This window comes from Eubacterium sp. AM05-23 (assembly GCF_003477535.1).
Taxonomy (GTDB): Bacteria; Bacillota; Clostridia; order Eubacteriales; family Eubacteriaceae; genus Eubacterium; species Eubacterium maltosivorans.
This window is the reverse complement of the sequence record NZ_QUDF01000014.1, coordinates 42,636-62,883: the sequence shown is the minus strand read 5'-3', so window position 1 is coordinate 62,883 and position 20,248 is coordinate 42,636. Positions and strand designations below refer to the sequence as shown.

Below are 20,248 nucleotides of genomic sequence, written 5' to 3'. Positions count from 1 at the left end.
TCAACTTCGTTCAAATACCAATGAATTGTTTAATCCACTTTCAAAAGCTGCTGAAACTAACTTATTAATTTCTTCAAAAGTGTTTCGGGAAATGATACTCCTTCTTTTGGAGCCTGCCAAGGGCAGGCAGGCTCCTTTCCCAACACATCCAATTAACCTCTCTTGAATTGATGAATGCTATCATTCATTGTTCATTAAACAGCCTGCAGGCTTTACTGGCAGGCTTTTTTTATTTAGACTTTATAAAAGCTTAGCTCACAATAATCATCTCCCTTCCCTTTATAATAAGGACGACTAAATCCAACTTTATCTTCCATACCTTCAAAAACAGTTTTTTCAAATTCACAAAATAAAGGAGCTAAAATGACGCAATCATTTGCTTTTAAAACATCAAAAAATAGACAGGCTTTAATATCAAAGCACAACTTGCTGCGTGTATTTTCAATCAATTCAATATCCCATTCTTTTTCAGAAAAATAATCGCTATAACCTTCCTCTACCTTTTTTCGATAGTTCGCAAAAAAGAACGGCGTTGACGACAGCCTCTCCAGCTCTCTAGACATTAAAACAGCATACCCTTTCATAAGCGCTTTTAATATTTCCTCGGTTTGCTGCCATGAAATTTTTATCTTAAGCAATGCCTGATATAACGCTATTGTGCGCAGCACAATCTCCCGCATCTGCGGCAGCTCGCCCTTTGTCTCTTCAGACGATTCTTTTGTCAGCAAAGCATCGTAGCTAAGCTCAAAAGACCTGTAGGCTTTACCTCCTCTTTCAGTTCCGAGCATTTCCAAAAGCAATAATCTGCATTTTTCAAGTAATTCCTGTTTATTGATTGCCGCTCTCATATTTTGTCCTTTCTAAGATGAATAACAAAAAGGCCGGATCTCTGCCGGCCTGTAAAACTAAAACTGCGCAAATCCTTTTCCAAAGTCAACGCACTCTTCCTCACCATCACTATCTGGTGTTTCCTGAATAATCAGCCCTTCGTCATAAAGCACTGCCCCAGCTTCACGAACACGATCCTCCCAGTCTCTCATCCATTCACCGTCGCCCCAGCCGTAAGAGCCAAACAAAGCCACTTTTTTATCTTTTAAGTTGGCTTCAATATCCGTAAAGAACGGATCAAAATCGCCTTCTTCAAGCACTTCTGCCCCCATCGACGGACATCCGAAAACAATATGATCATAATCCGCGATTTTGTCTTTGCTAAAATCCGTTACAAAAAAAGTCTCTGAACTTTTCCCACCTTTTTCAATACCGTCCGCAATACGATTGGCCATTAATTCTGTATTTCCTGTGCCGCTCCAATAAATAACTGCAATTTTATCCATTTTTATTCTCCTTTAATGATTTTATCAACCAGCTTGCATTAATTGTCTGATTGAGGCTCCCCGATTAATATAGCTGCAAACTACATCTCGGCATTTTGTATATTTTTCAAATAATTTCAATTTATTTTCAACGTCCGAATATACCTTCCAACAACCACACACCTGGCAGTTTTTTCCCTTATTGAGGATAAACCCTTCAACATCTTCTATGGGATATCCCAGAAAAACACCAATTTCGTGTGGAAAATCTCCTGTTGCACTTACATTTTTTTTAAGGTTATCCAGCAGTTCATTAAAAGTCATATTTTCTTGATAACCATATTTTTCTAAAAAGTTTATTACTTTTGGTTCTTTAAGACTCTCTGTAAGCTTCTTTTTTTGATAAACCAGAACCAATACGCGACGTTCTGTTTCCCATAACGGTTCAAGGTATAAACCTTTATGATTCAAAAAGGCATTATACTCAGATAACAAATCTGAAATATCTGCAAACTGCTTCTTTGCGCAGCAGATGAGATTCGCTTCTTTTATTCCCATCAGGGTTGGGGCACAATGAAAACCCAGTAATTTATCAAAATCATTCAGCATCTGTCTTATTTCCCCTTTTATATGTTCAATGATTCCAGCGTTAACTTTGGAATTATTGTTAGTGCTAGCTAACTAACTGAAAACATCTTAGCACGCGTTTTTTATTCTGTCAATACCTTTTCATTAAATAGGAATGATTATAAATTAGTTAATATTACGCTATTTTTTCTCTCGAAATTGAATCAATCGCTAAATTCTTCTTGACAATATTATCACAAAAGGTTAAACTTTAAACAAGATATCAGATGCGGCTAACATTTTTATGAGCATCTAACTGAATTAGGAGGTATGAATGATGCCGTTAAGTATGGCCCGTATGGGAGAACCAGTAAGAATAATGAAAATTAATGGTAAAGATGAAACAAAACGTTTTTTAAATAGTTTGGGATTTGTTATTGGTGATAATGTCACTGTCGTTTCTCAACTAGGCGGCAACATGATCATCAATGTTAAAGATACACGAGTTGCAATTGATAAATCAATGGCAAATCGAATAATGATCAACGAATAAGGAGATATGAATATGAAAACTTTAAAAGCCACTCCATGTGGTCAAACAGTAAAAGTTGTAAAAATTGAAAACAAAGGGCCAATCAAACGTCGTATTATGGATATGGGAATTACCAAAGGTGTCGATATATTTGTCCGAAAGGTTGCTCCTTTAGGCGACCCGATAGAAGTAACAGTACGAGGTTATGAGCTATCACTTAGAAAAGCTGACGCCGAAAGTATTATTGTAGAGTAATTTTATTTTATGTTTTTGTTAGTTTTTTCTAATCATGTATAGATAGTAAAACAAATATCGAGTGGACTAATTTATAAGGAGTATAATTATGAAGAATGTTTTAGAAAATGATAAGTTGACTTTTTTTATTGGCGGTATTGCGGCGGCCACTCTTGGTGTAAAAGCTTTAAAGAGTAAATGCGCCCATAAATTCTTTGTAAGTGCTTTAGCCTCTGGTATGAAATTGCAGGATGATGCTAAAGTGATGTATGAAAATATCAAGGAAGATGCTGTTGATCTCTGTTATGAAGCAAAACTCGAGTCAAAAAAAGCTGAATCTGCTGGAGAATAAGGAGTAGTCAGACTATGAAATACACCATCGTTCACGATATGCCTGGACGCATTCGTCTGCGTTGCGGGCGTAATGCTTTTTCTCTTGATGAAGGCTACAGTATAACTTCTGTTTTGATGGCACAAACCATAGTTACCGACGCAAAGGCTTCCAGTATCAACGGAAGCCTTTTAATTTTTTATGTCGATGACTCCCGTTCTTTACTTTTAGACTTCATTGATACTTTAGTGCCTGCAGAACTTCCCGTCATACCGCCAGCCGAGAGAGACACCACTTCTGAAGTTGACGCAGACTTTCAATATGCGCTTGCGTTTAGAATTGTCCGCCGATTACTTTTCCGGGGGCTTCTTCCCTCTCCTGTCCGTCATGTAATCACTTTATTCCGCGCTGTCCCCTATGTTGTGCGCGGAATAAAGAGCTTGCTTAATTTCCGTATTAATGTCGATGTTTTAGATGCATCCTCCATTGGCGTTTCTTTAGCACAGGGAGATTATGGAACCGCAAGCTCCATTATGTTTCTCCTGTCGCTTTCAGATTTACTGGAAGACTACACAAGGAAAAAAACAAAGCTTGCCCTGGCAGGAAGCTTGTCTGTTAATGTTGACACCGTATGGAAACAGGATAGTTATGGCAACTTTATAAGCACACCCATCAGCCAGCTTGAAGAGGATGATACTATTATTGTCCGTACTAGCGGCACAATCCCAGTAGATGGTACTATCTGTGAGGGTGAAGCCTACATTAACGAAGCCTGTATGACGGGCGAATCTCAGTCCGTTTTAAAAAAAGCGGAGGATTCAGTCTATGCAGGAACCGTCGTTGAAGACGGCAGCATTGTTATAAAGGTACGTGCTATTGGAAACGGGACTCGTATGAACAAAATCATCGAGCTTATTGACCAATCTGAAAACCTGAAAGCGGATGTACAGAGCCATGCCGAAAATTTAGCGGACTCCATTGTTCCCTTCAGCTTTCTGGCATCTGGTCTGGCGTTTTTACTCACCAGAAACGCGACAAAAGCGGCCTCTGTCCTGCTGGTTGACTACTCCTGCGCCATCAAACTTGCAACACCGATCTCCGTCATCTCAGCTATGCGTGAAGCCGCAAACCATAAAATCGTGGTAAAGGGTGGGAAATTTCTCGAATCTTATGCTCTGGCAGATACCATTGTTTTTGATAAAACCGGAACGCTCACCGTTGCCTCTCCAAGCGTCAGTGAGGTTATTCCGTTTCCACCGTATAATAGGACAGAGGTTCTGAAAACCTCGGCCTGTCTTGAAGAGCATTTCCCTCACAGTGTTGCTCACGCCATTGTTCACAAAGCAGAACAGGAAAATCTAAAGCACCGTGAAGAGCATGCCGAAGTAGAATATGTCGTTGCACATGGGATTCGTTCAAAGCTTCACGGCAAAAAGGCGCTTATTGGCAGCTACCATTTCATTGTAGAGGATGAATGGATTCCCGTAACGCCAGAACAAAAATCCATCATCGAAGAAAAAGGTCATGGCAAATCGGCGATTTTCTTAGCTTTGGGTGACACATTGGCCGGAATGATCTGTATTGATGACCCTCTCCGTCCAGAAGCTGCTGAAACCATACAGGCACTCCGCGAATCTGGCATAAAGAAAATTATCGTGCTTACTGGCGATAGTGATGAAGCCGCGAGAGACGTCTCAGCCCAGCTTGGCATTACGGAATACCAGGCGCAAATTTTACCAGAAGACAAGGCATCAGTCATCGAGCGTCTGAAGGAAGAGAGCCACCAGGTTATCATGGTGGGTGACGGCATTAATGATTCACCGGCTTTAGCCGCTGCAAATGTCTCTGTTTCCATGAAAGATTCCTCTGATATTGCCCGTGAGGTTGCTGATATTACGCTACTCAGCACAGACCTCAGAGCACTTGTTACTTTGCGGCACCTCAGCCTGTCTTTAATGGAACGCATCCAAAAAAATTTCCATGTCATCATTGGATTTAACAGCCTGCTGCTGGCAGGCGGGCTCATTGGGTTTATTCCTCCTGCTGCCTCTGCCTTTTTACACAATTTTTCTACAATGTTTATCAGCGCGGCCAGTATGCGGCCCTGCTTAAAGCCACCTGTATGATCGATTATCTGAAAGGAGTTTTATGAAAACACTTTATCTTATTATTGGTTTTTTATTCTTCGGGCTTGGAGCCATCGGTGTTATCTTGCCGGTGCTCCCAACCACCCCTTTCCTTCTTGTCGCAAGCTATTGCTTCGCGCGGGGCAGCAAGCGGTTTAATGACTGGTTTTTGAGTACAAAAATTTATCAAAAACATCTGGACAGCTTCGTTAAGGAACGAGCCATGACACTGAAAACTAAGATTTCGCTTCTGTCCTTTGCCTCCGCTATGCTGATCCTGGCCTTTTGTCTGGTCGATGTCATTTATGCGCGTATCCTCATCATTGCGGTAATGATTTTTAAATACTACTACTTCATCTGTAGGATTAAAACCATTCAGGAGGTACAGAATGATTGACAAACGCCTGACACATATGATGGGTAAGGCTAACCACTATATTTTTTTAAATGTGTTCTTTAACTGGATCTGTCTTTTAGCAAACATGGCGATTGTTTTCACCATCGCCTGGCTTTTGCAGAATATTTTAACAGACGGTATTGAAAGCATTAAAATATCCGGCTATCTGGTAATCATTTGTGTGTCTTTGATTGTACGGTTTGCCGCTACTCTTATGGCTTCAAAAATGTCTTACGCAGCTTCCTCCGGTGTAAAAAAAACATTGCGTGAAAAAATATATGAAAAACTTCTTCGCCTGGGCATAAGCTACAATGAAAAAATTTCTACAGCCGAAGTAGTTCAGGTTTCTGTGGAGGGTGTTGAACAACTAGATATTTATTTTGGCAAATATCTTCCGCAGCTTTTTTATAGTCTTCTCGCACCGTTAACCCTGTTTGCAGTTCTCTCGTTTGTTAATTTGAAAACCGCACTGATCCTTTTGATCTGTGTGCCGCTTATCCCTGTTTCAATTGTAGCTGTACAAAAAATCGCCAAGAGGCTTCTATCAAAATATTGGAGTACCTATACAGAACTAGGAGACAGCTTCCTTGAAAATCTTCAGGGGTTGACGACCCTTAAAATTTATGAGGCGGATCATTATAAAAATGAAGAAATGAATGCTCAGTCCGAAAAATTCCGAAAAATAACCATGAAGGTCCTCACCATGCAATTAAACTCTGTAACTGTAATGGATATTATCGCCTACGGGGGCGCTGCCGTCGGGATTATTCTGGCGGTCACAGAATTTATGAAAGGAAATATTTCCTTTGGCGGTACCTTTGCACTGATTATGCTTTCAGCGGAATTCTTTATCCCATTGCGTCTGCTGGGCTCTTTTTTTCACATCGCAATGAATGGAATGGCCGCATCGGATAAAATTTTTCGTCTGCTTGACCTTGATGAGCCTGTCCACGCCGCGGGTAATATTGATCCAGAGGACGCGGATATTCGTTTAAATCACATTGAGTTTTCTTATGATGTCGGGCGCCCTGTTCTGGAAGACGTCTCCCTAAGTATTCCAAAGGGAAAATTTGTATCCATCGCCGGAGAATCTGGCAGTGGAAAAAGTACCATCGCTTCACTTATTATGGGTGCTCATCGCAGTTACCGCGGCGATATCAGTATTGGAAAGCAAAATTTAAAATCCCTGTCTGAAGCCAGCATTATGGAAAATATCACCCTCGTAAGTCACAACAGTATAATTTTCAAGGGAACTGTTCGCGACAATCTTTTAATGGCCCAGCCAAATGCCAGTGACGAAGCACTGTACGCTGCACTCAAACGGGTTTGTCTCTATGATTTTCTTATAGAACAGCAAGGGCTTGATACTCAGATATTGGAGAATGGTTCAAACCTTTCCGGAGGCCAGTGTCAGCGTCTGTCCCTCGCGCGGGCGCTTCTTCACGACTCGGAAATCTATATTTTCGATGAAGCAACTTCTAACATAGATGTGGAGAGCGAAGAGCAGATCATGGACGTCATCGAGGATCTGGCACATACCAAAACGGTTGTGCTGATCTCCCATCGACTGGCCAATGTGCGTTCCGCCGATCAAATTTATGTTTTGTATAAAGGGCGTATCATCGAATCCGGAACGCATACAGAGCTTTTGGAAAACAGCAGCTACTACGCAGATCTGTATTTTACCCAGACATCTCTTGAAAATTATGGAAAGGAGACTCCTGTCTATGCGCAGAAATCCCATCTCAATCATGATGAGGCTTATCGGGCTGGTTAAGCCGCTGATCCACATCATGCTGCTCACGATCCTTATGGGTGTTGCGGGCTATCTATGTGCAATTTTTATTACCATCCTGGGCAGCTATGGTATTCTTTCCATTCTGGATATCCAGAAAATAGATTTAAAGCTGCTTTTTATGGTCATCCTTATCCTGGGGCTTTTGCGCGGCGTGCTTCATTATATTGAACAGGCCAGCGGCCACTATATCGCGTTTAAGCTTCTTGCTATTATCCGTGACAAGGTTTTTAAAGCCCTTCGCAAGCTTGCTCCTGCAAAACTGGAAGGCAGGGATAAAGGCAATCTGATTGCTGTCATTACTGGCGATATCGAGCTTCTGGAAGTATTTTATGCGCACACCATCGCCCCCATTGCCATCGCTATTATCACCTCTTTAATCATGGTAATCTTCATTGGGCAGTTTCATCTGCTGCTCGGCCTTATTGCCGTCGTCGCCTATCTTTGTGTAGGGCTTCTCATTCCTGTAGCTGCCTCACGGCTTGGGGCAGATAAAGGAAGAAGCTATCGGAGACTTTTTGGCGAGCTCAACACCTATTTTCTGGACAGCCTGCGCGGTTTAAAGGAATGTATCCAATACCATTGCGGCCCCTCAAGGCTAAAAGAGATCACACGCCAGTCCGATGCTCTTGATATTCAGCAAAAAGCCTTGAAAAATCAGGAAGGTTTATCAGCTGCTGTTACAAATACAGTTATCCTGTTTTTTGATCTCGCGATGCTTTTTTCCTCTATTATACTAATGCGTCAGGGAATTGTCGGCTTTGAGGGTATTTTAATTCCAACCGTTGCCTTATTCAGCTCCTTTGGTCCAACCGCAGCGCTCAGCAGCCTTTCAAACAATTTGCTTCAAACCTTTGCCGCTGGAGAGCGTGTGCTGGATATTCTGGACGAAAGTCCAGTTGTTAGTGAAGTTGAGAAGGGTGTGGATATTACCTTTGACGGAGCCTCATGTAAAAACCTCTCTTTCGCCTATGACGACGAAATAATCCTCGACAATATTACCATGGAACTCCCCACCTCAAAGGTTATTGGTATTCATGGAAAAAGCGGCTCTGGAAAGTCTACCTTTCTTAAACTGCTCATGCGCTTTTGGGACCGCCAGTCCGGCTGTCTTGAGCTTTCCAGCCATGATATCCGAGCTGTCAACACCCATAGTCTCCGTAAAAATGAAAGCTATGTCACTCAAAGCACCTACCTTTTTAATGATACTATCGGGGCAAATATTCGTATCGCTCGTTTGAACGCCAGTGATGAGGAAGTGGCTGAAGCTGCTAAAAAAGCCGCTATCCATGATTTTATCACTCAGCTTCCTAAAGGGTATGATACTCCCGTAGGCGAGCTTGGAGAGTCTTTGTCGGGTGGTGAACGGCAGCGCATCGGGCTGGCCAGAGCCTTTTTACACCAGGCGCCCTTTATTCTTCTCGATGAGCCTACCAGTAATCTGGACAGCCTGAATGAAGGGATTATTTTGAAATCCATCCGGGAGCATGCCGCTAACCATACCGTTGTGTTGGTTTCTCACCGGCGTTCCACCATGGGTATCACCGACCTGGATTATTCCATAGAAAACGGGAGGCTCTCCTAATGGCATGTGTAAAATCTGAACAGCATATTATTGAAAAAATGATCCGCCTCTACTGCTTAAAAAAGCACCGCCAAAAAAACCTGTGTCCCGATTGCCAGGCACTTCTGGATTATGCTCTGGGCCGCCTGGAGCGATGTCCTTTTCAGGATTCAAAATCATTCTGCAGCCATTGTCCGGTCCACTGCTACAAACCGGAAATGCGAAAACGCGTGCAGGAGGTAATGCGTTTTTCAGGCCCCCGGATGCTTTTTCATCATCCTGTTTTGGTGGTTAAGCATATGATTGAAAGCAATCGCTGATGACAAACGGCCTTCTTTGAGGTAAAATAACCTCAAAGGAGGCCGACATGAAATATTTTTACTTGCTCGTTAATGATCAAAATATTAAAAACTGGACCCTCGTCAATCAAGTTTCGATAAGAAAAAATGGGAAAACACATTGCTATTTCCCGGATATTCTCTATCGTCATCCCTTTGACGAGGGATCTTTATATCTCTCTGTCGATGATGCTCTGAGCACTGATGTTACCGCTGCGCTGGAAACAGCTTTTAGAAAGCTTCCGCCCCATCGTATTGTTCTGCTGAGGATTAATGACAACCCTGAATGGCAAAAAACCTTTTCCCGCTGGAAGGCTATGTTTGAAAAAGATGAGGAGCCCTTTTTTACCCCAGAGGAATCTCTGCTGATGGAAAAAACAAAGTCCGCGCTTCGCCTGACTCAGACACAAAAAATCACTTTTACAAAAGCATGCGTTTCGAAAAAGCTCAGAGATTCAGCCTGCCTTTCTAATACTCTTCTCCCTTATACTGAGCTTAAGATTACCATCAAAAAAGAAAGGAGCTTCGCTTTTAATGCATTACTTAAAAACCTCTGGTGCTAAGCCCTTTTCACACATTTACATTGAGAAGGGGGCAGCCCATCATCCAAACACACAGGCTATTTTACAAAAAATCAATTACGACAGTCTTATTTATATTGATGACTACTCACAAATTTTCAACCGGCACCATCAGGATTTCATTGCACAGAAGCGTTCCCCAAATCTTATTTTAGCCCGAAAAAAGCAGGATTTTTATTATGATGGTTCTCCCTATTGTGAAAACTTTGGACATGCACGCTTTTACTATACTGGTATTATCATGAACTGCCTTTATGATTGCAGCTATTGTTACTTAAAAAGTATCTACCCCTCCGGGCACATAGTTATTTTTGTCAATAATGAGGATTTCATCACCTCTGTAGAACAGGATTTATTATCCAGCTGTGAGCCCCTTTATCTGGCCATTTCCTATGACAGTGATTTGATGGCGCTTGATCCGCTTACCCACTTTCTGGGCCCATGGCTCGCATTAGCTAAAAGACATGCTAACCTGACGATCGAGGTGAAAACAAAAGCCGGGCGTTTTCCCATCTCAGACCCGCCTCAAAATGTCATTTTTGCCTGGTCGCTGCTCCCCGATCCGGTAATCCATCTTTACGAACGTCATACCCCTTCCCTTGCAACGCGGATGGCGGCAGTATCTCAGGCGCTTAGAGCCCATGCGACAGTTCGATTCTCCATTGAGCCCGTAATGCCTATCAACAACAGTGCGAGGATATACCGCGACTTTATCGACAGCCTGGGAAAACAGTTTGATTTAAACCAGCTGCTGGATATTAACATCGGCGGTTTTCGAATCAGCGGTAAGCAGTTTAAGACCTTTTATAAAAAAGATCCGACCTGTCCGGTTTTTGCCTGGTCTTTAACCGAAAGCACCTGCGACGTCAGCTATGCAGATAGCGATGCTCTGATCAGGCAAATAGAGCGGGATTTGAAAAGCTTTGTAAAACCTGAAAAAATCATTGTATACCAAACCGCCCCTTGACAAAGAGAAATATAAACTATAATATTTAATTTAATGACTATTAATAGAAGGAGATTTTCTAAATGGAAAAACAAGTCGTAGCAGTGGTCGAAGGTAAAGAAATTTACAATACCGACCTGGAAGCTTTAATACAACAATTACCTCAGGAGCAGCAGGGCCAGTTCCGTACAAAGGAAGGGCGCAGAAAATTACTCGAGGAGCTTGTTGCTCAGGAACTTTTCTATCTGGAAGGGAAGAAAGATCACGAGGACGAATCTGAAGAGTATCTCGCTCTGGTTGAGGATGCAAAAGAAAAGCTGCTGAAATCGCATATGATTGCCAAATTCATGAAAAATGTAGAAGTCAGCGATGAAGAGGTTAAAAAGTTTTATGATGAAAACCCCAAACAGTTCATCGCACCGGACAGCATCCGCGCCAGCCATATTTTACTGCCATCTGAACAGCAGGCCATTGATATTATTAAGGAAATCAAGGATGGAGGCAAAACCTTTGAAGAAGCCGCAAAAGCTTACTCTGTCTGCCCGTCAAGAGAACAGGGCGGCGATTTGAGTTATTTCTCAAAAGGAAAGATGGTACCACAATTTGAAAATGCCGCCTTTGCTATGAAGGTTGGCGAAATGAGCGATGAACCTGTAAAAACAGACTTTGGCTGGCACATCATTAAGGTGACCGACAGCAAAACCTCTGAAACTATTCCTTACGATGTGGTAAAGGAGAGCGCCCGCCAGTATCTTCTTGGGCAAAAACAAAACCGCGCTTTCCTTGATCGTGTCGATGAACTAAAAAAAGAATATGATGTCGATGTAAAAATCGGCTTATTCTAATTTAAAGGCCTGGCTTTCTGCTCAGGCCTTTTCTTTTTCAATCTTTTTTACTGTTCAATGGAAATTCTTTTTATCAAGAGTACACCTATTCCAAGCGAGATAAACTCTGTTAAGGGTACTGCCATCCAGATGCCTGTCACACCCCATAAAAGCGGCAGCACAGTGACTAAAAACAAATTGAAAACACAGCCTCTAAACAGACACAGGCCTAAAGAAATCCTCGGCCGTACAACTGCCTGAAAATAATTGATAATGAACATGTTGGTTCCTGTAACAAAAAAACCAATAAAATAAATGCGTATGGCCGTTGCAGACAGCGCCAGTACTTCCGGTGAGGGGTTTAAAAAAATATAGGTAAACAGATCCGGCATCAAAAGCCCAAGAAGTGCCGGCAAAGCACAAACGGCTAGAGCTGTCCTCACCCCCAGAGCCCGCACTTCGTAGATACGATCAAACTTTCCAGCGCCATAATTGGTTGACAAAATTGGCTGAGCTGCCTGGCTGACACCATTACTTAAAGCGGTGACCACAAAGGCCGTATTTGTAATAACACCATAAGCACTGACGCCAATCTCTCCCACATAGCGTAAAAGCTGATGGTTAAACGCGAAAATAACGATACCAGCTGAAATTTCAATCAGAAAGCTGGTAACGCCATTGGCAAAAACAGCTTTGAAAAAAGATAATCTCAGCCCTCCAAAACAAAACCGCAGCCCGTTTTGCCTGGAAAAGAAATGCGAAATCAGGATACAATCTGTTAATACAGATCCCATAACGCTGGCCAGTGCAGCGCCGGACATTCCCATCTGAAGGGGAAAAACCAGCAGTATATCAAAGATAATATTAAACACACCGCCCGCGATAACAGCCGCCATTGCACGCCTGGGCGCACCATCATTTCGGACAAAGGCCTGTAAAAATGATGAAAAGCTAAAGATCAGTGCACCACCTGCAATATAAGGGGCATATTCCATGATGTATGGCATGGTAACAGCGGTTCCACCTAAGAAAAGCATGATGTTTTCCCCAAAGGCAAAGAAAAGCGATATATAAACAATCCCTGCCAGCAGATTAAGGATAAAGGCAGTGGTAAAATACTGCTGTCCCTTTTTCTCTTCTCCCCGTCCCCGGCTGATCGACATCAGCACAGAGCCGCCCACACCAAACAACAGGCCGGTTCCAAAAACAAGGTTAAAGACAGGCAGAACAATGTTTAAGGCAGCCATTGCTTCTGTGCCGATACCTTTTCCTATAATAATTGTATCGGCTAAAATATAAATAGAGGTTACCATCGTCCCACTGACCGCCGGAAGCAGATAGTGAAAGAACAGCTTTGGAACAGGCTGTTTAACCAGTTGGTTTTTATCCATTTTATTCTCCCTTTAGGGCCATTTACCATTAATCAGCAGACCCGTTAGTTTTTGTTAATCTTTCAAAATTATAACATAAGCCTTTACGATACGGAAAATTTTTTTCTTTAACTACAAAAAGACCGCTGATGCGGAAAAGCAACAGCGGCCTTTTTGGTTGTCCGAGATTATCAAAGATAAGGGTTTGGTATGATATTGCAATGTTTATATACCCTGATCAACAGTATTTAAACATTTATAAATTTAAAAAGATGATGAGATCGCGCAAAATCTTCCAGAACGATTGAGTCACTGTTAACAGTGGCATAAACGCATCCGGCAGCAGATAAACTCCAAACTTTTCAATTCCAGGGTCCTGTTTATGGCTTTTTCTATTCTTTTTCTTAAAATTTTATCTTTCACCTGGAAGATCATACAAGACACAAGCCAGCACTTCTGCTAAAATAAAACCAGAAAGAGAGGCAATTACATGACATTTGAACAAGAACAGCGGCATGTTTACTATGATACAGATCTGAAAATTGAAGCATACCATCTGACTGGAATTGTACAGCCATTTCCCAATCATTTTCATGATTATTACGTTATCGGCTTTGTAGAAGGCGGACGACGGCATCTGTGGTGCAGAGATCGGGAGTATGACCTGAGCGCCGGTGATCTGGTGCTCTTTAATCCAAGAGACAGCCACCGTTGCTCCCCAAGGAACGGAGAAATCCTGGACTACAGGGCTGTCAATATTCCTGCTGATATCATGAAAATCGCTGCTCACGAGGTTACCGGCCAGCCCTACACACCGTTTTTTACCCAAAACGTCGTCTATCAGAGTGACATTACCTCTGCCTTAAATGATCTTTATACAGGGATTGTCGAGCTTTCATCACGCTTTGAAAAGGAGGAGGCTTTCTTTCTGCTTTTGGAACAAATTTTTCGTGAATACAGTTCCCCCTTTGAACAGAGCAGCACCGCCGAGCCTGATAATAAAATCAAAGCCGTCTGTGCCTATATGGAGGATCACTTTTCTGACAATATTTCCCTGGACGATTTAACGGCTCTTGCCGGGCTCAGCAAGTCTTATTTTTTGCTGCTGTTCACAAAACAGGTTGGCGTCTCCCCATACCGTTATCTTCAGTCAATTCGTATTGAGCGGGCTAAAAAGCTGCTGGAACAGGGTATACCGCCCATTGACACCGCTGCCATGACTGGCTTTTCTGACCAGAGCCACTTTTCCCGTTTTTTTAAGGATTTTATTGGGCTGACACCCAGACAATACCAGAAAATCTTCCAGACAGATAAGCATTCAAAGAAAGAGGCTTCTACCAATGAACACGAACATTAAGAGTACATCCTTTGGCCACATTGCTGCCTTTTTTACCATTGTCATCTGGGGAACTACCTTTATCGCCACAAAAGTGCTGCTGCGAGTGCTTACGCCTGTTGAAATTCTGTTTTGCCGCTTTTTTCTCGGTTATCTGATTTTATGGCTGGTCACACCCAAAGGCCTCAGGCTAGACAACCGCAGACAGGAATTCTATTTTATGGCTGCCGGTCTTCTCGGCGTCACGCTTTACTTTCTTTTGGAAAATTTTGCCCTCACCCTTACTCTGGCGGCAAATGTCGGGGTAATCATTGCCATTGCGCCTTTTTTCACCGCACTGTTTGATTACTTTTTCCTTCATGGAGAACGGCCCGGGCCGCGGTTTTTCATCGGGTTTATCGTGGCGATTACAGGCATCTGCCTGATCAGCTTCCGCGGTGACAATACCGTACAGCTTAACCCGGCAGGTGATCTGCTGGCCATTACCGCTGCTGTCGTCTGGGCTGGTTACTCAACCTTCACCAAAAAAATCAGCAGCTTTGGCTATGGAACCATTCTGACTACCCGAAGAATCTTTTTCTATGGGCTGCTTTTTATGGTTCCCGCCCTGTTTATTTTTGGTTTCCATCTGGATCTCTCGGTTTTTATTGAGTTTAAAAATCTAGCAAATATTTTATTCCTGGGCTTTGGCGCATCAGCGCTCTGCTTTGTCACCTGGAACCTGGCCGTTAAGCTCCTGGGTCCAGTCAAGACCAGTGTATATATTTATATGGTCCCGGTCATTACGGTTGTTACCTCTGTCATTATTCTTCATGAGCACATTACCCTGCCAGCTATTTTGGGCATTGGGCTAACCATTGCCGGCTTGTTTCTTTCAGAAAGCCGTCTTAATTTCAAGCGTCAGAAAATAGTAAATGAAAAGGAGGAGCTGCGCAGCTAAGCACGCAGCTCCTCCTTTTCTGTGTCAGCGTCAGCATTCAACTTTGATCTGCTCCATAACCTTGCCAATGGCGTCGTGGATCGCCAGGGAAGCTTCTGATTCTCTGGCAGTGGCGTCCTTATTGATAACCACCAGATTCTTTCCTCTAAAATAATCAATAAAACTGGCTGCCGGATAAACGACCAAAGATGTTCCGCCGATAATCAGCGTATCCGCCTCACTGATTGCCTGCACGGCTTTTTGGATAGTATCTGAGTCAAGAGCCTCTTCATAAAGCACTACGTCTGGCTTGATCATTCCCCCGCAGGCGTCGCATTTTGGCACTCCATCCGCATTTTTAACATAGGCGGCGTCAAAAAACTTCCCACATTTTTGACAGTAATTGCGATGAATACTGCCGTGCAGCTCATAAACCGTCCTGCTACCTGCTGCCTGGTGCAAACCGTCGATATTTTGTGTCACCACAGCTTTAAGCTTTCCACATTTTTCAAGCTCTGCCAGCTTCATATGGGCAGCGTTTGGCTTAGCGTCCAAAAACATCATTTTGTTTTTATAAAAATCATAAAAGGCTTCTGTATGGTTTACGAAAAAGCTGTGGCTTACCACTTGTTCAGGCGGATAGCGGTACTCCTGCATATAAAGACCATTACTGCTGCGAAAATCAGGAATCCCACTTTCTGTTGAGACACCCGCTCCGCCAAAAAATACAATGCTTTTTCCCTCATCAATAATTTTCTGCAATTGTTCAATCTGTTCCATGGCTAAAACCTCTTTTTATTTTTAGTATATCACACTTTATGATAAAAAAATCAATCATTTCTACTAAAAGAGTGATAAACCATCCTTCTCTACTGTATAAGGATCTTGAAATATGGTATAATAACAACATTTTTAAAATCCAATTTTTCTTTCAGGAGAATTTTTTATGAAAAAACAAACCATTGGCTTTGCCGCCCTGGCAATGCTGCAAAAAATATTAAGCCTGTCCTGTTTTTTAGTTGCAGCCGGGACTCTGGGCTGTATACGCGGCTGGATCTATTTTATTTTATATCTGATTATCATGGCTGGCACACTGGCTGTCCTGTTACACCGCAACCCAACCGCTCTGTCGTTTCCAGAAAAAAATGCAGAGAAAGCTTCCGGGATCGATATCACCCTTCGCAATTTTTGCAGTCCTTTGTCTTTTTACGGCATTTACATCGTTGCCGGGCTGGAAACACGGTTCCATTGGTCCTCGGTACCTCAGCCGGTTGTGGCTGCCGGACTTGTTCTCAGCGCTGTCGCCAACCTGCTGATGTCCTGGGCGCTGCTTTCAAACAAGTACTATGAAGCGGACACGCCGATGCTGAAGGATGCTCAGCCCGTAGTCTGTAGCAGTGGTCCCTACCGTTTTGTAAGACATCCCGGCTACCTCTTTATGAGCTTCTGGGCCGTCACTGTCGGGATGATTTTTGGGTGGGCCACTGGTATTGTGTCCGCGGTCATAGTCCTTCTGCTGATCCTGCGAACCTATTATGAGGATCAATCGCTGCTGGCCTCTTTCCCCGGCTATGTACGCTATGCTCAACAGGTAAAATACCGATTAATCCCATTTATCTGGTAAACCTAAAACCTGTATACTGACCGATTAGTTACAGTGTAATGTCATTTTTATCTTCATAGAGCGGCAGAATAAGCCGCATTGAGAACAAACCGTTTTCCGCTTTATATTTTAACAATCCGCCATAACGCCTGGCAAATGCCGAGATGCTCTGTGTACCAATACCATGATCCTTTTCCCGCGTCACCGGATAGCCTGTCTTCGCATCAAACAATATCTTTCCCGTGTAGGTATTGGTAATTTCAATAAACAGCTGCGATCCTACCGGGGAACAAACAATGCTGATTCTCCGTTCATCAACGCTGCTGATTTGATGACAGGCGTTAATGGCGTTCTCGATACCATTGGCGAAAACCAGGGATATTTCCTCTCCGCTGATAGGCAGTGTTTCTGGGAGATCAACTCTTATGCACACCTTAATACCCGCATTTTCAGCCATCTGCTCATAAACGGACAGCACAGCGTTCAACACCTCATCCTCGCAGTGATAAACCGCTGGGCGGCTGATCTTCTCAATGGTATTATTCATGGAAGACAGGAGGGCCAGCGCCTCATCATCACGCCCTGCTTTGATACACACAGTTAACGCATTTGTAAGATGCCGGAGATCGTGCTGGAAAATTCTGAGATGCTCCTCGCTCTCAGCAATGGCCTGTATGTGTTTTTTTAAGGATGTCATCTGAAGCTGCATGGCGGAAAGCTCCCTTGTACTCTGAAAATAGCTGCTCTGCTGCTTGAGGATTGTGTAGATGGTTCCATTGTACAAAACAATAGCGACACAAAGGCCAATAGCTGCCGGAATGTTTTCTGGCCGTTCATTTAAAGGCGCAGGGTAAGAAGCGACATTTAAGAATGAAAGCAGCAGGCAAATGGGAATCAACGATAAGCGTATCCAGCCTGTTTGTAGTTGTCCGAGTGTCTCAAGAAGCGGCCTGCGGATAAATCTTATAATTACCAACGCCAGTATCATAAAAATTAATATCTGGTTTAAAAGCTCTCCAACGCCATCTGGCATATAAGGTGCCAGGATACCGCAGAACAGGTCCTGGATCGCCACAAAGGTACATGACAAAAGAAAGGAAAAAAAGGTCCTCGCATCATTATAACGGGAAAGGATAATGACAAATCCCGCAGCGATAATGATATGCAGCAGACGAAACTCCAAATCACTCAAGCCGTAGGGCAGTCTGAGCTCCATTAAAATATCAAGAATAATAACCCCAAGTATCCCGACTCCAGTGATCAGAAAGGTTTTTGTTTTTGAAAAACGCCAGTTCGACAAAAGCAGGAAGTAGACAATGCCAAAGGGCGCAGTGATAATGATTTTTAATAAACTGAGTGCATCCATGTCTGTTACCTCCCCTCACTTTTGATTCTATTATAACGAAAAAATACACAAGATGCAAAGTGAATTCGTCGTTAAATTCAACCAGTATTTAAAATGGTCATACCATCTGCCCTTTAGAAGGTGGTGTATGCCTTCACCCCATCAAAAAACCGGTGGCCAGAAAGCCACCGTTTTTTCTGTTTTTTATTTTGCTTTTCCCTGCTCAGCCACTTTTTTCATTCGTTTTTCAATAATGGATTGGTCTCCCAGGTAGTAATGGTCAGTCATATTAAAGTCATCGTCGAATTCATAAATCAAAGGAATACCGGTTGGAATATTGACACCCATGATCTCATCCTCCGACAGGTTTTCAAAATATTTAACCAACGCGCGGATCGAGTTTCCGTGGGCTACCAGCAGAACGCGTTTGCCCTCAAGCATATCCTTTTTTATCACATTTTCATAATAAGGAATAACGCGAGTGATCGTATCCTTCAGGCTTTCTGCCAAAGGCAGCTCGCTTTTTTCCACATTTCGATACTGCTCCTGCAGCTGTGGATTTCTGGGGTCATCCGCTTCCAGAGCCGGTGGACGGACGTCAAAGGATCGGCGCCAGATTTTGACCTGTTCCTCTCCGTATTTCTCTGCTGTCTCGGCCTTATTCAGCCCTTGCAAGGCGCCATAATGGCGTTCGTTAAGCTTCCAGTCCTTTATGACTGGCAGCCAGGCCCGGTCCATGGTATCCAAAACCACGTTTAAGGTATCCACCGCTCGTTTTAAAAAAGAGGTGTAACAGATATCAAAATCGTAGTCCTTTCCTTTTAGCATATTGCCAGCGTCTGCGGCTTCTTTAATACCTTTATTCGATAAAATTACGTCCGTCCATCCTGTAAACAGGTTCAGGCGGTTCCATTCACTTTCACCATGTCTTAAAAGTACAAGCTTCATCTTTATCATCTCCAGTTCTTTTAAAATTTTATACCCAAAAATCTCTGGAAATTGCATATTTTTCAAAAATGATTCTTTTTTATACCCAATTATTTTTTACAACTAAGATTCATTCTCATCTTTATCTAAATTTTACTTTAGAATCAAGTTGAAGTCCCTGCTGTTATCAACTATAATTGACATACAGGCAATAAAACACCTGTTTGATGATAATAATATCTGAGAGGGAGAGCTAATATTATGAGATTAATTACCCGTTCTGATTTCGACGGCCTTGTCTGTGGCGCGCTGCTCAAGGAAGCCGGAATCATTGACCACTGGAAATTTGCCCATCCTAAAGACTTGCAGGATGGCCTGGTAGAGGTCAACGAAGATGACTGTCTGGCAAATGTCCCTTTTGTGGAGGGCTGCGGCCTTTGGTTTGACCATCATTCCAGTGAGTTTGAGCGCAATCAGCTTGAAGGCAAATATAAAGGTGAAAGCCGTATCACGCCATCCTGTGCGAGAATCATTTACGAATACTATGGCGGTGAGGAACGCTTTTCACATTTCAATGAAATGCTGGCCGCCGTCGACAAGGTGGACTCTGGCAATTTGACTATTGATGAAATTCAAAACCCGGAAGGCTGGATATTGATCGGTTTTCTGATGGACCCCAGAACCGGGCTTGGACGCTGGCGTAATTTTACCATCTCCAACTACCAGCTGATGGAAAAACTTATTGATGCCTGCCGTACCATGTCCACTGATGAGATTCTAAACCTTTCCGACGTTCAGGAGCGTATCGAAGTTTATTTTGAGCAAACCGCCAAGTTTAAGGAAATGGTAAACAAATATACCCGAACCGACGGCGATGTCATCATCTCTGATCTGCGCGGCGTCGACCCTATTTATACGGGGAACCGTTTTCTTATTTACAGTATGTATCCAAAGCAGAATATTTCTGCCTGGATTGTCAGCGGCAAAGGTGGTCTGGGCTGTTCTGTGGCTGTTGGTTATTCGGTCTTAAACCGGACTTCCAACATTGACGTTGGCAGTTTAATGCTGAAATATGGCGGTGGCGGCCATAAGGCTGTCGGCACCTGTCAGTTTAAAGACGAGGAAATTGAAGCGAAGCTCCCTAAGCTGCTGGATGAGCTTGTGAATCCTCAATAAAAATCATCCATCTGCAACCCCGCT

General features: G+C 43.0%; 22 protein-coding genes. 15 read left to right on the top strand and 7 right to left on the bottom strand.

Features of this window, described 5'->3' with window-relative positions:
• Nucleotides 1-233 precede the first annotated feature (233 nt).
• Genes DW091_RS16870 through DW091_RS16860 form a run of 3 tightly spaced genes read right to left on the bottom strand, consistent with a single transcriptional unit; the run spans nt 234 to nt 1,922 of the window.
• A complete protein-coding gene (locus tag DW091_RS16870) occupies nt 234-848 on the bottom strand; it encodes an L-2-amino-thiazoline-4-carboxylic acid hydrolase (RefSeq protein ID WP_118518747.1) in 615 nt (204 codons plus the stop codon).
• Between the two features lie 57 nt (nt 849-905).
• Nucleotides 906-1,334 (bottom strand): flavodoxin, encoded by a 429-nt coding sequence (locus DW091_RS16865; protein ID WP_013381054.1) that lies wholly within the window; start codon nt 1,332-1,334, stop codon nt 906-908.
• A gap of 24 nt (nt 1,335-1,358) precedes the next feature.
• Entirely contained in the window at nt 1,359-1,922 is a 564-nt protein-coding gene (locus DW091_RS16860; RefSeq protein WP_013381055.1) for a DUF3793 family protein, read from the bottom strand.
• A 295-nt stretch (nt 1,923-2,217) separates the two neighbouring features.
• Between DW091_RS16860 and DW091_RS16855 the strand changes: the two genes are divergently transcribed.
• The 11 genes from DW091_RS16855 to DW091_RS16805 all read left to right on the top strand — a co-directional run bounded on the left by DW091_RS16855 (nt 2,218) and on the right by DW091_RS16805 (nt 11,569).
• On the top strand, nt 2,218-2,433 hold the full coding sequence (locus DW091_RS16855; protein WP_038351731.1) for a FeoA family protein: 216 nt from the start codon (nt 2,218-2,220) through the stop codon (nt 2,431-2,433).
• A gap of 12 nt (nt 2,434-2,445) precedes the next feature.
• Nucleotides 2,446-2,667: a ferrous iron transport protein A gene (locus DW091_RS16850; protein WP_013381057.1), complete on the top strand. Its 222-nt coding sequence runs from the start codon at nt 2,446-2,448 to the stop codon at nt 2,665-2,667.
• 88 nt (nt 2,668-2,755) lie between these two features.
• Nucleotides 2,756-2,998: a hypothetical protein gene (locus DW091_RS16845; RefSeq protein ID WP_013381058.1), complete on the top strand. Its 243-nt coding sequence runs from the start codon at nt 2,756-2,758 to the stop codon at nt 2,996-2,998.
• A gap of 14 nt (nt 2,999-3,012) precedes the next feature.
• Entirely contained in the window at nt 3,013-5,103 is a 2,091-nt protein-coding gene (locus tag DW091_RS16840; RefSeq protein WP_118518746.1) for a heavy metal translocating P-type ATPase, read from the top strand.
• Nucleotides 5,104-5,125: 22 nt separating this feature from the next.
• A complete protein-coding gene (locus DW091_RS16835) occupies nt 5,126-5,500 on the top strand; it encodes a YbaN family protein (protein ID WP_013381060.1) in 375 nt (124 codons plus the stop codon).
• Nucleotides 5,493-7,277, top strand: a complete 1,785-nt coding sequence (locus DW091_RS16830; RefSeq protein WP_074617126.1) for an ABC transporter ATP-binding protein/permease — start codon at nt 5,493-5,495, stop codon at nt 7,275-7,277. Before DW091_RS16835 ends, DW091_RS16830 begins: the two co-directional genes overlap by 8 nt.
• On the top strand, nt 7,228-8,880 hold the full coding sequence (locus DW091_RS16825) for an ABC transporter ATP-binding protein (protein WP_118518745.1): 1,653 nt from the start codon (nt 7,228-7,230) through the stop codon (nt 8,878-8,880). Before DW091_RS16830 ends, DW091_RS16825 begins: the two co-directional genes overlap by 50 nt.
• Complete coding sequence (locus DW091_RS16820; RefSeq protein WP_013381063.1) at nt 8,880-9,179, top strand: nitrous oxide-stimulated promoter family protein; 300 nt, start codon at nt 8,880-8,882, stop codon at nt 9,177-9,179. Before DW091_RS16825 ends, DW091_RS16820 begins: the two co-directional genes overlap by 1 nt.
• Before the next feature lie 47 nt (nt 9,180-9,226).
• Nucleotides 9,227-9,760, top strand: a complete 534-nt coding sequence (locus DW091_RS16815) for a hypothetical protein (RefSeq protein ID WP_013381064.1) — start codon at nt 9,227-9,229, stop codon at nt 9,758-9,760.
• The gene (locus tag DW091_RS16810) at nt 9,732-10,745 is read left to right on the top strand and encodes a spore photoproduct lyase family protein (protein WP_118518744.1); all 1,014 of its coding nucleotides are present in this window, start codon (nt 9,732-9,734) and stop codon (nt 10,743-10,745) included. The genes DW091_RS16815 and DW091_RS16810 overlap by 29 nt, the downstream gene beginning before the upstream one ends.
• 62 nt (nt 10,746-10,807) lie before the next feature.
• A complete protein-coding gene (locus tag DW091_RS16805; protein ID WP_038351261.1) occupies nt 10,808-11,569 on the top strand; it encodes a peptidylprolyl isomerase in 762 nt (253 codons plus the stop codon).
• A 47-nt stretch (nt 11,570-11,616) separates the two neighbouring features.
• On the opposite strand, the gene DW091_RS16800 is transcribed toward DW091_RS16805, so the two are convergent.
• Complete coding sequence (locus DW091_RS16800; RefSeq protein ID WP_118518743.1) at nt 11,617-12,939, bottom strand: MATE family efflux transporter; 1,323 nt, start codon at nt 12,937-12,939, stop codon at nt 11,617-11,619.
• A 469-nt stretch (nt 12,940-13,408) separates the two neighbouring features.
• On the opposite strand from DW091_RS16800, the gene DW091_RS16795 reads away from it, so the two are divergent.
• Together DW091_RS16795 and DW091_RS16790 are read left to right on the top strand one after the other, a co-directional pair.
• Complete coding sequence (locus DW091_RS16795) at nt 13,409-14,275, top strand: AraC family transcriptional regulator (protein ID WP_118518742.1); 867 nt, start codon at nt 13,409-13,411, stop codon at nt 14,273-14,275.
• Nucleotides 14,259-15,194, top strand: coding sequence for a DMT family transporter (locus DW091_RS16790; protein WP_013381071.1), 936 nt, complete (start codon nt 14,259-14,261; stop codon nt 15,192-15,194). The genes DW091_RS16795 and DW091_RS16790 overlap by 17 nt, the downstream gene beginning before the upstream one ends.
• Nucleotides 15,195-15,224: 30 nt before the next feature.
• On the opposite strand, the gene DW091_RS16785 is transcribed toward DW091_RS16790, so the two are convergent.
• Nucleotides 15,225-15,953 carry an NAD-dependent protein deacylase gene (locus tag DW091_RS16785; RefSeq protein WP_074617133.1) on the bottom strand — a complete coding sequence of 243 codons (729 nt, stop codon included), beginning with the start codon at nt 15,951-15,953 and terminating at the stop codon, nt 15,225-15,227.
• Between the two features lie 166 nt (nt 15,954-16,119).
• On the opposite strand from DW091_RS16785, the gene DW091_RS16780 reads away from it, so the two are divergent.
• A complete protein-coding gene (locus DW091_RS16780) occupies nt 16,120-16,797 on the top strand; it encodes an isoprenylcysteine carboxylmethyltransferase family protein (protein ID WP_058694049.1) in 678 nt (225 codons plus the stop codon).
• A gap of 28 nt (nt 16,798-16,825) precedes the next feature.
• On the opposite strand, the gene DW091_RS16775 is transcribed toward DW091_RS16780, so the two are convergent.
• Both DW091_RS16775 and gpmA read right to left on the bottom strand, forming a co-directional pair.
• Complete coding sequence (locus DW091_RS16775) at nt 16,826-18,142, bottom strand: ATP-binding protein (RefSeq protein WP_118518741.1); 1,317 nt, start codon at nt 18,140-18,142, stop codon at nt 16,826-16,828.
• Nucleotides 18,143-18,325: 183 nt separating this feature from the next.
• A complete protein-coding gene (gpmA, locus tag DW091_RS16770) occupies nt 18,326-19,069 on the bottom strand; it encodes a 2,3-diphosphoglycerate-dependent phosphoglycerate mutase (protein ID WP_118518769.1) in 744 nt (247 codons plus the stop codon).
• A gap of 240 nt (nt 19,070-19,309) precedes the next feature.
• On the opposite strand from gpmA, the gene DW091_RS16765 reads away from it, so the two are divergent.
• A complete protein-coding gene (locus DW091_RS16765) occupies nt 19,310-20,224 on the top strand; it encodes a hypothetical protein (protein WP_013381107.1) in 915 nt (304 codons plus the stop codon).
• Nucleotides 20,225-20,248: the final 24 nt, after the last annotated feature.

Bases quoted from the DNA above. Each gene is read 5' to 3' on its own strand.
- DW091_RS16800 (WP_118518743.1), bottom strand. From the start codon at position 12,939: ATGGATAAAAACCAACTGGTTAAACAGCCTGTTCCAAAGCTGTTCTTT.
- DW091_RS16825 (WP_118518745.1), top strand. From the start codon at position 7,228: ATGCGCAGAAATCCCATCTCAATCATGATGAGGCTTATCGGGCTGGTT.
- DW091_RS16810 (WP_118518744.1), top strand. From the start codon at position 9,732: ATGCATTACTTAAAAACCTCTGGTGCTAAGCCCTTTTCACACATTTAC.
- DW091_RS16835 (WP_013381060.1), top strand. From the start codon at position 5,126: ATGAAAACACTTTATCTTATTATTGGTTTTTTATTCTTCGGGCTTGGA.
- DW091_RS16850 (WP_013381057.1), top strand. From the start codon at position 2,446: ATGAAAACTTTAAAAGCCACTCCATGTGGTCAAACAGTAAAAGTTGTA.
- DW091_RS16790 (WP_013381071.1), top strand. From the start codon at position 14,259: ATGAACACGAACATTAAGAGTACATCCTTTGGCCACATTGCTGCCTTT.
- DW091_RS16765 (WP_013381107.1), top strand. From the start codon at position 19,310: ATGAGATTAATTACCCGTTCTGATTTCGACGGCCTTGTCTGTGGCGCG.
- DW091_RS16845 (WP_013381058.1), top strand. From the start codon at position 2,756: ATGAAGAATGTTTTAGAAAATGATAAGTTGACTTTTTTTATTGGCGGT.
- DW091_RS16870 (WP_118518747.1), bottom strand. From the start codon at position 848: ATGAGAGCGGCAATCAATAAACAGGAATTACTTGAAAAATGCAGATTA.
- DW091_RS16855 (WP_038351731.1), top strand. From the start codon at position 2,218: ATGCCGTTAAGTATGGCCCGTATGGGAGAACCAGTAAGAATAATGAAA.
- DW091_RS16780 (WP_058694049.1), top strand. From the start codon at position 16,120: ATGAAAAAACAAACCATTGGCTTTGCCGCCCTGGCAATGCTGCAAAAA.
- DW091_RS16805 (WP_038351261.1), top strand. From the start codon at position 10,808: ATGGAAAAACAAGTCGTAGCAGTGGTCGAAGGTAAAGAAATTTACAAT.
- DW091_RS16830 (WP_074617126.1), top strand. From the start codon at position 5,493: ATGATTGACAAACGCCTGACACATATGATGGGTAAGGCTAACCACTAT.
- DW091_RS16865 (WP_013381054.1), bottom strand. From the start codon at position 1,334: ATGGATAAAATTGCAGTTATTTATTGGAGCGGCACAGGAAATACAGAA.
- DW091_RS16775 (WP_118518741.1), bottom strand. From the start codon at position 18,142: ATGGATGCACTCAGTTTATTAAAAATCATTATCACTGCGCCCTTTGGC.
- DW091_RS16860 (WP_013381055.1), bottom strand. From the start codon at position 1,922: ATGCTGAATGATTTTGATAAATTACTGGGTTTTCATTGTGCCCCAACC.
- DW091_RS16785 (WP_074617133.1), bottom strand. From the start codon at position 15,953: ATGGAACAGATTGAACAATTGCAGAAAATTATTGATGAGGGAAAAAGC.
- DW091_RS16820 (WP_013381063.1), top strand. From the start codon at position 8,880: ATGGCATGTGTAAAATCTGAACAGCATATTATTGAAAAAATGATCCGC.
- gpmA (WP_118518769.1), bottom strand. From the start codon at position 19,069: ATGAAGCTTGTACTTTTAAGACATGGTGAAAGTGAATGGAACCGCCTG.
- DW091_RS16815 (WP_013381064.1), top strand. From the start codon at position 9,227: ATGAAATATTTTTACTTGCTCGTTAATGATCAAAATATTAAAAACTGG.
- DW091_RS16795 (WP_118518742.1), top strand. From the start codon at position 13,409: ATGACATTTGAACAAGAACAGCGGCATGTTTACTATGATACAGATCTG.
- DW091_RS16840 (WP_118518746.1), top strand. From the start codon at position 3,013: ATGAAATACACCATCGTTCACGATATGCCTGGACGCATTCGTCTGCGT.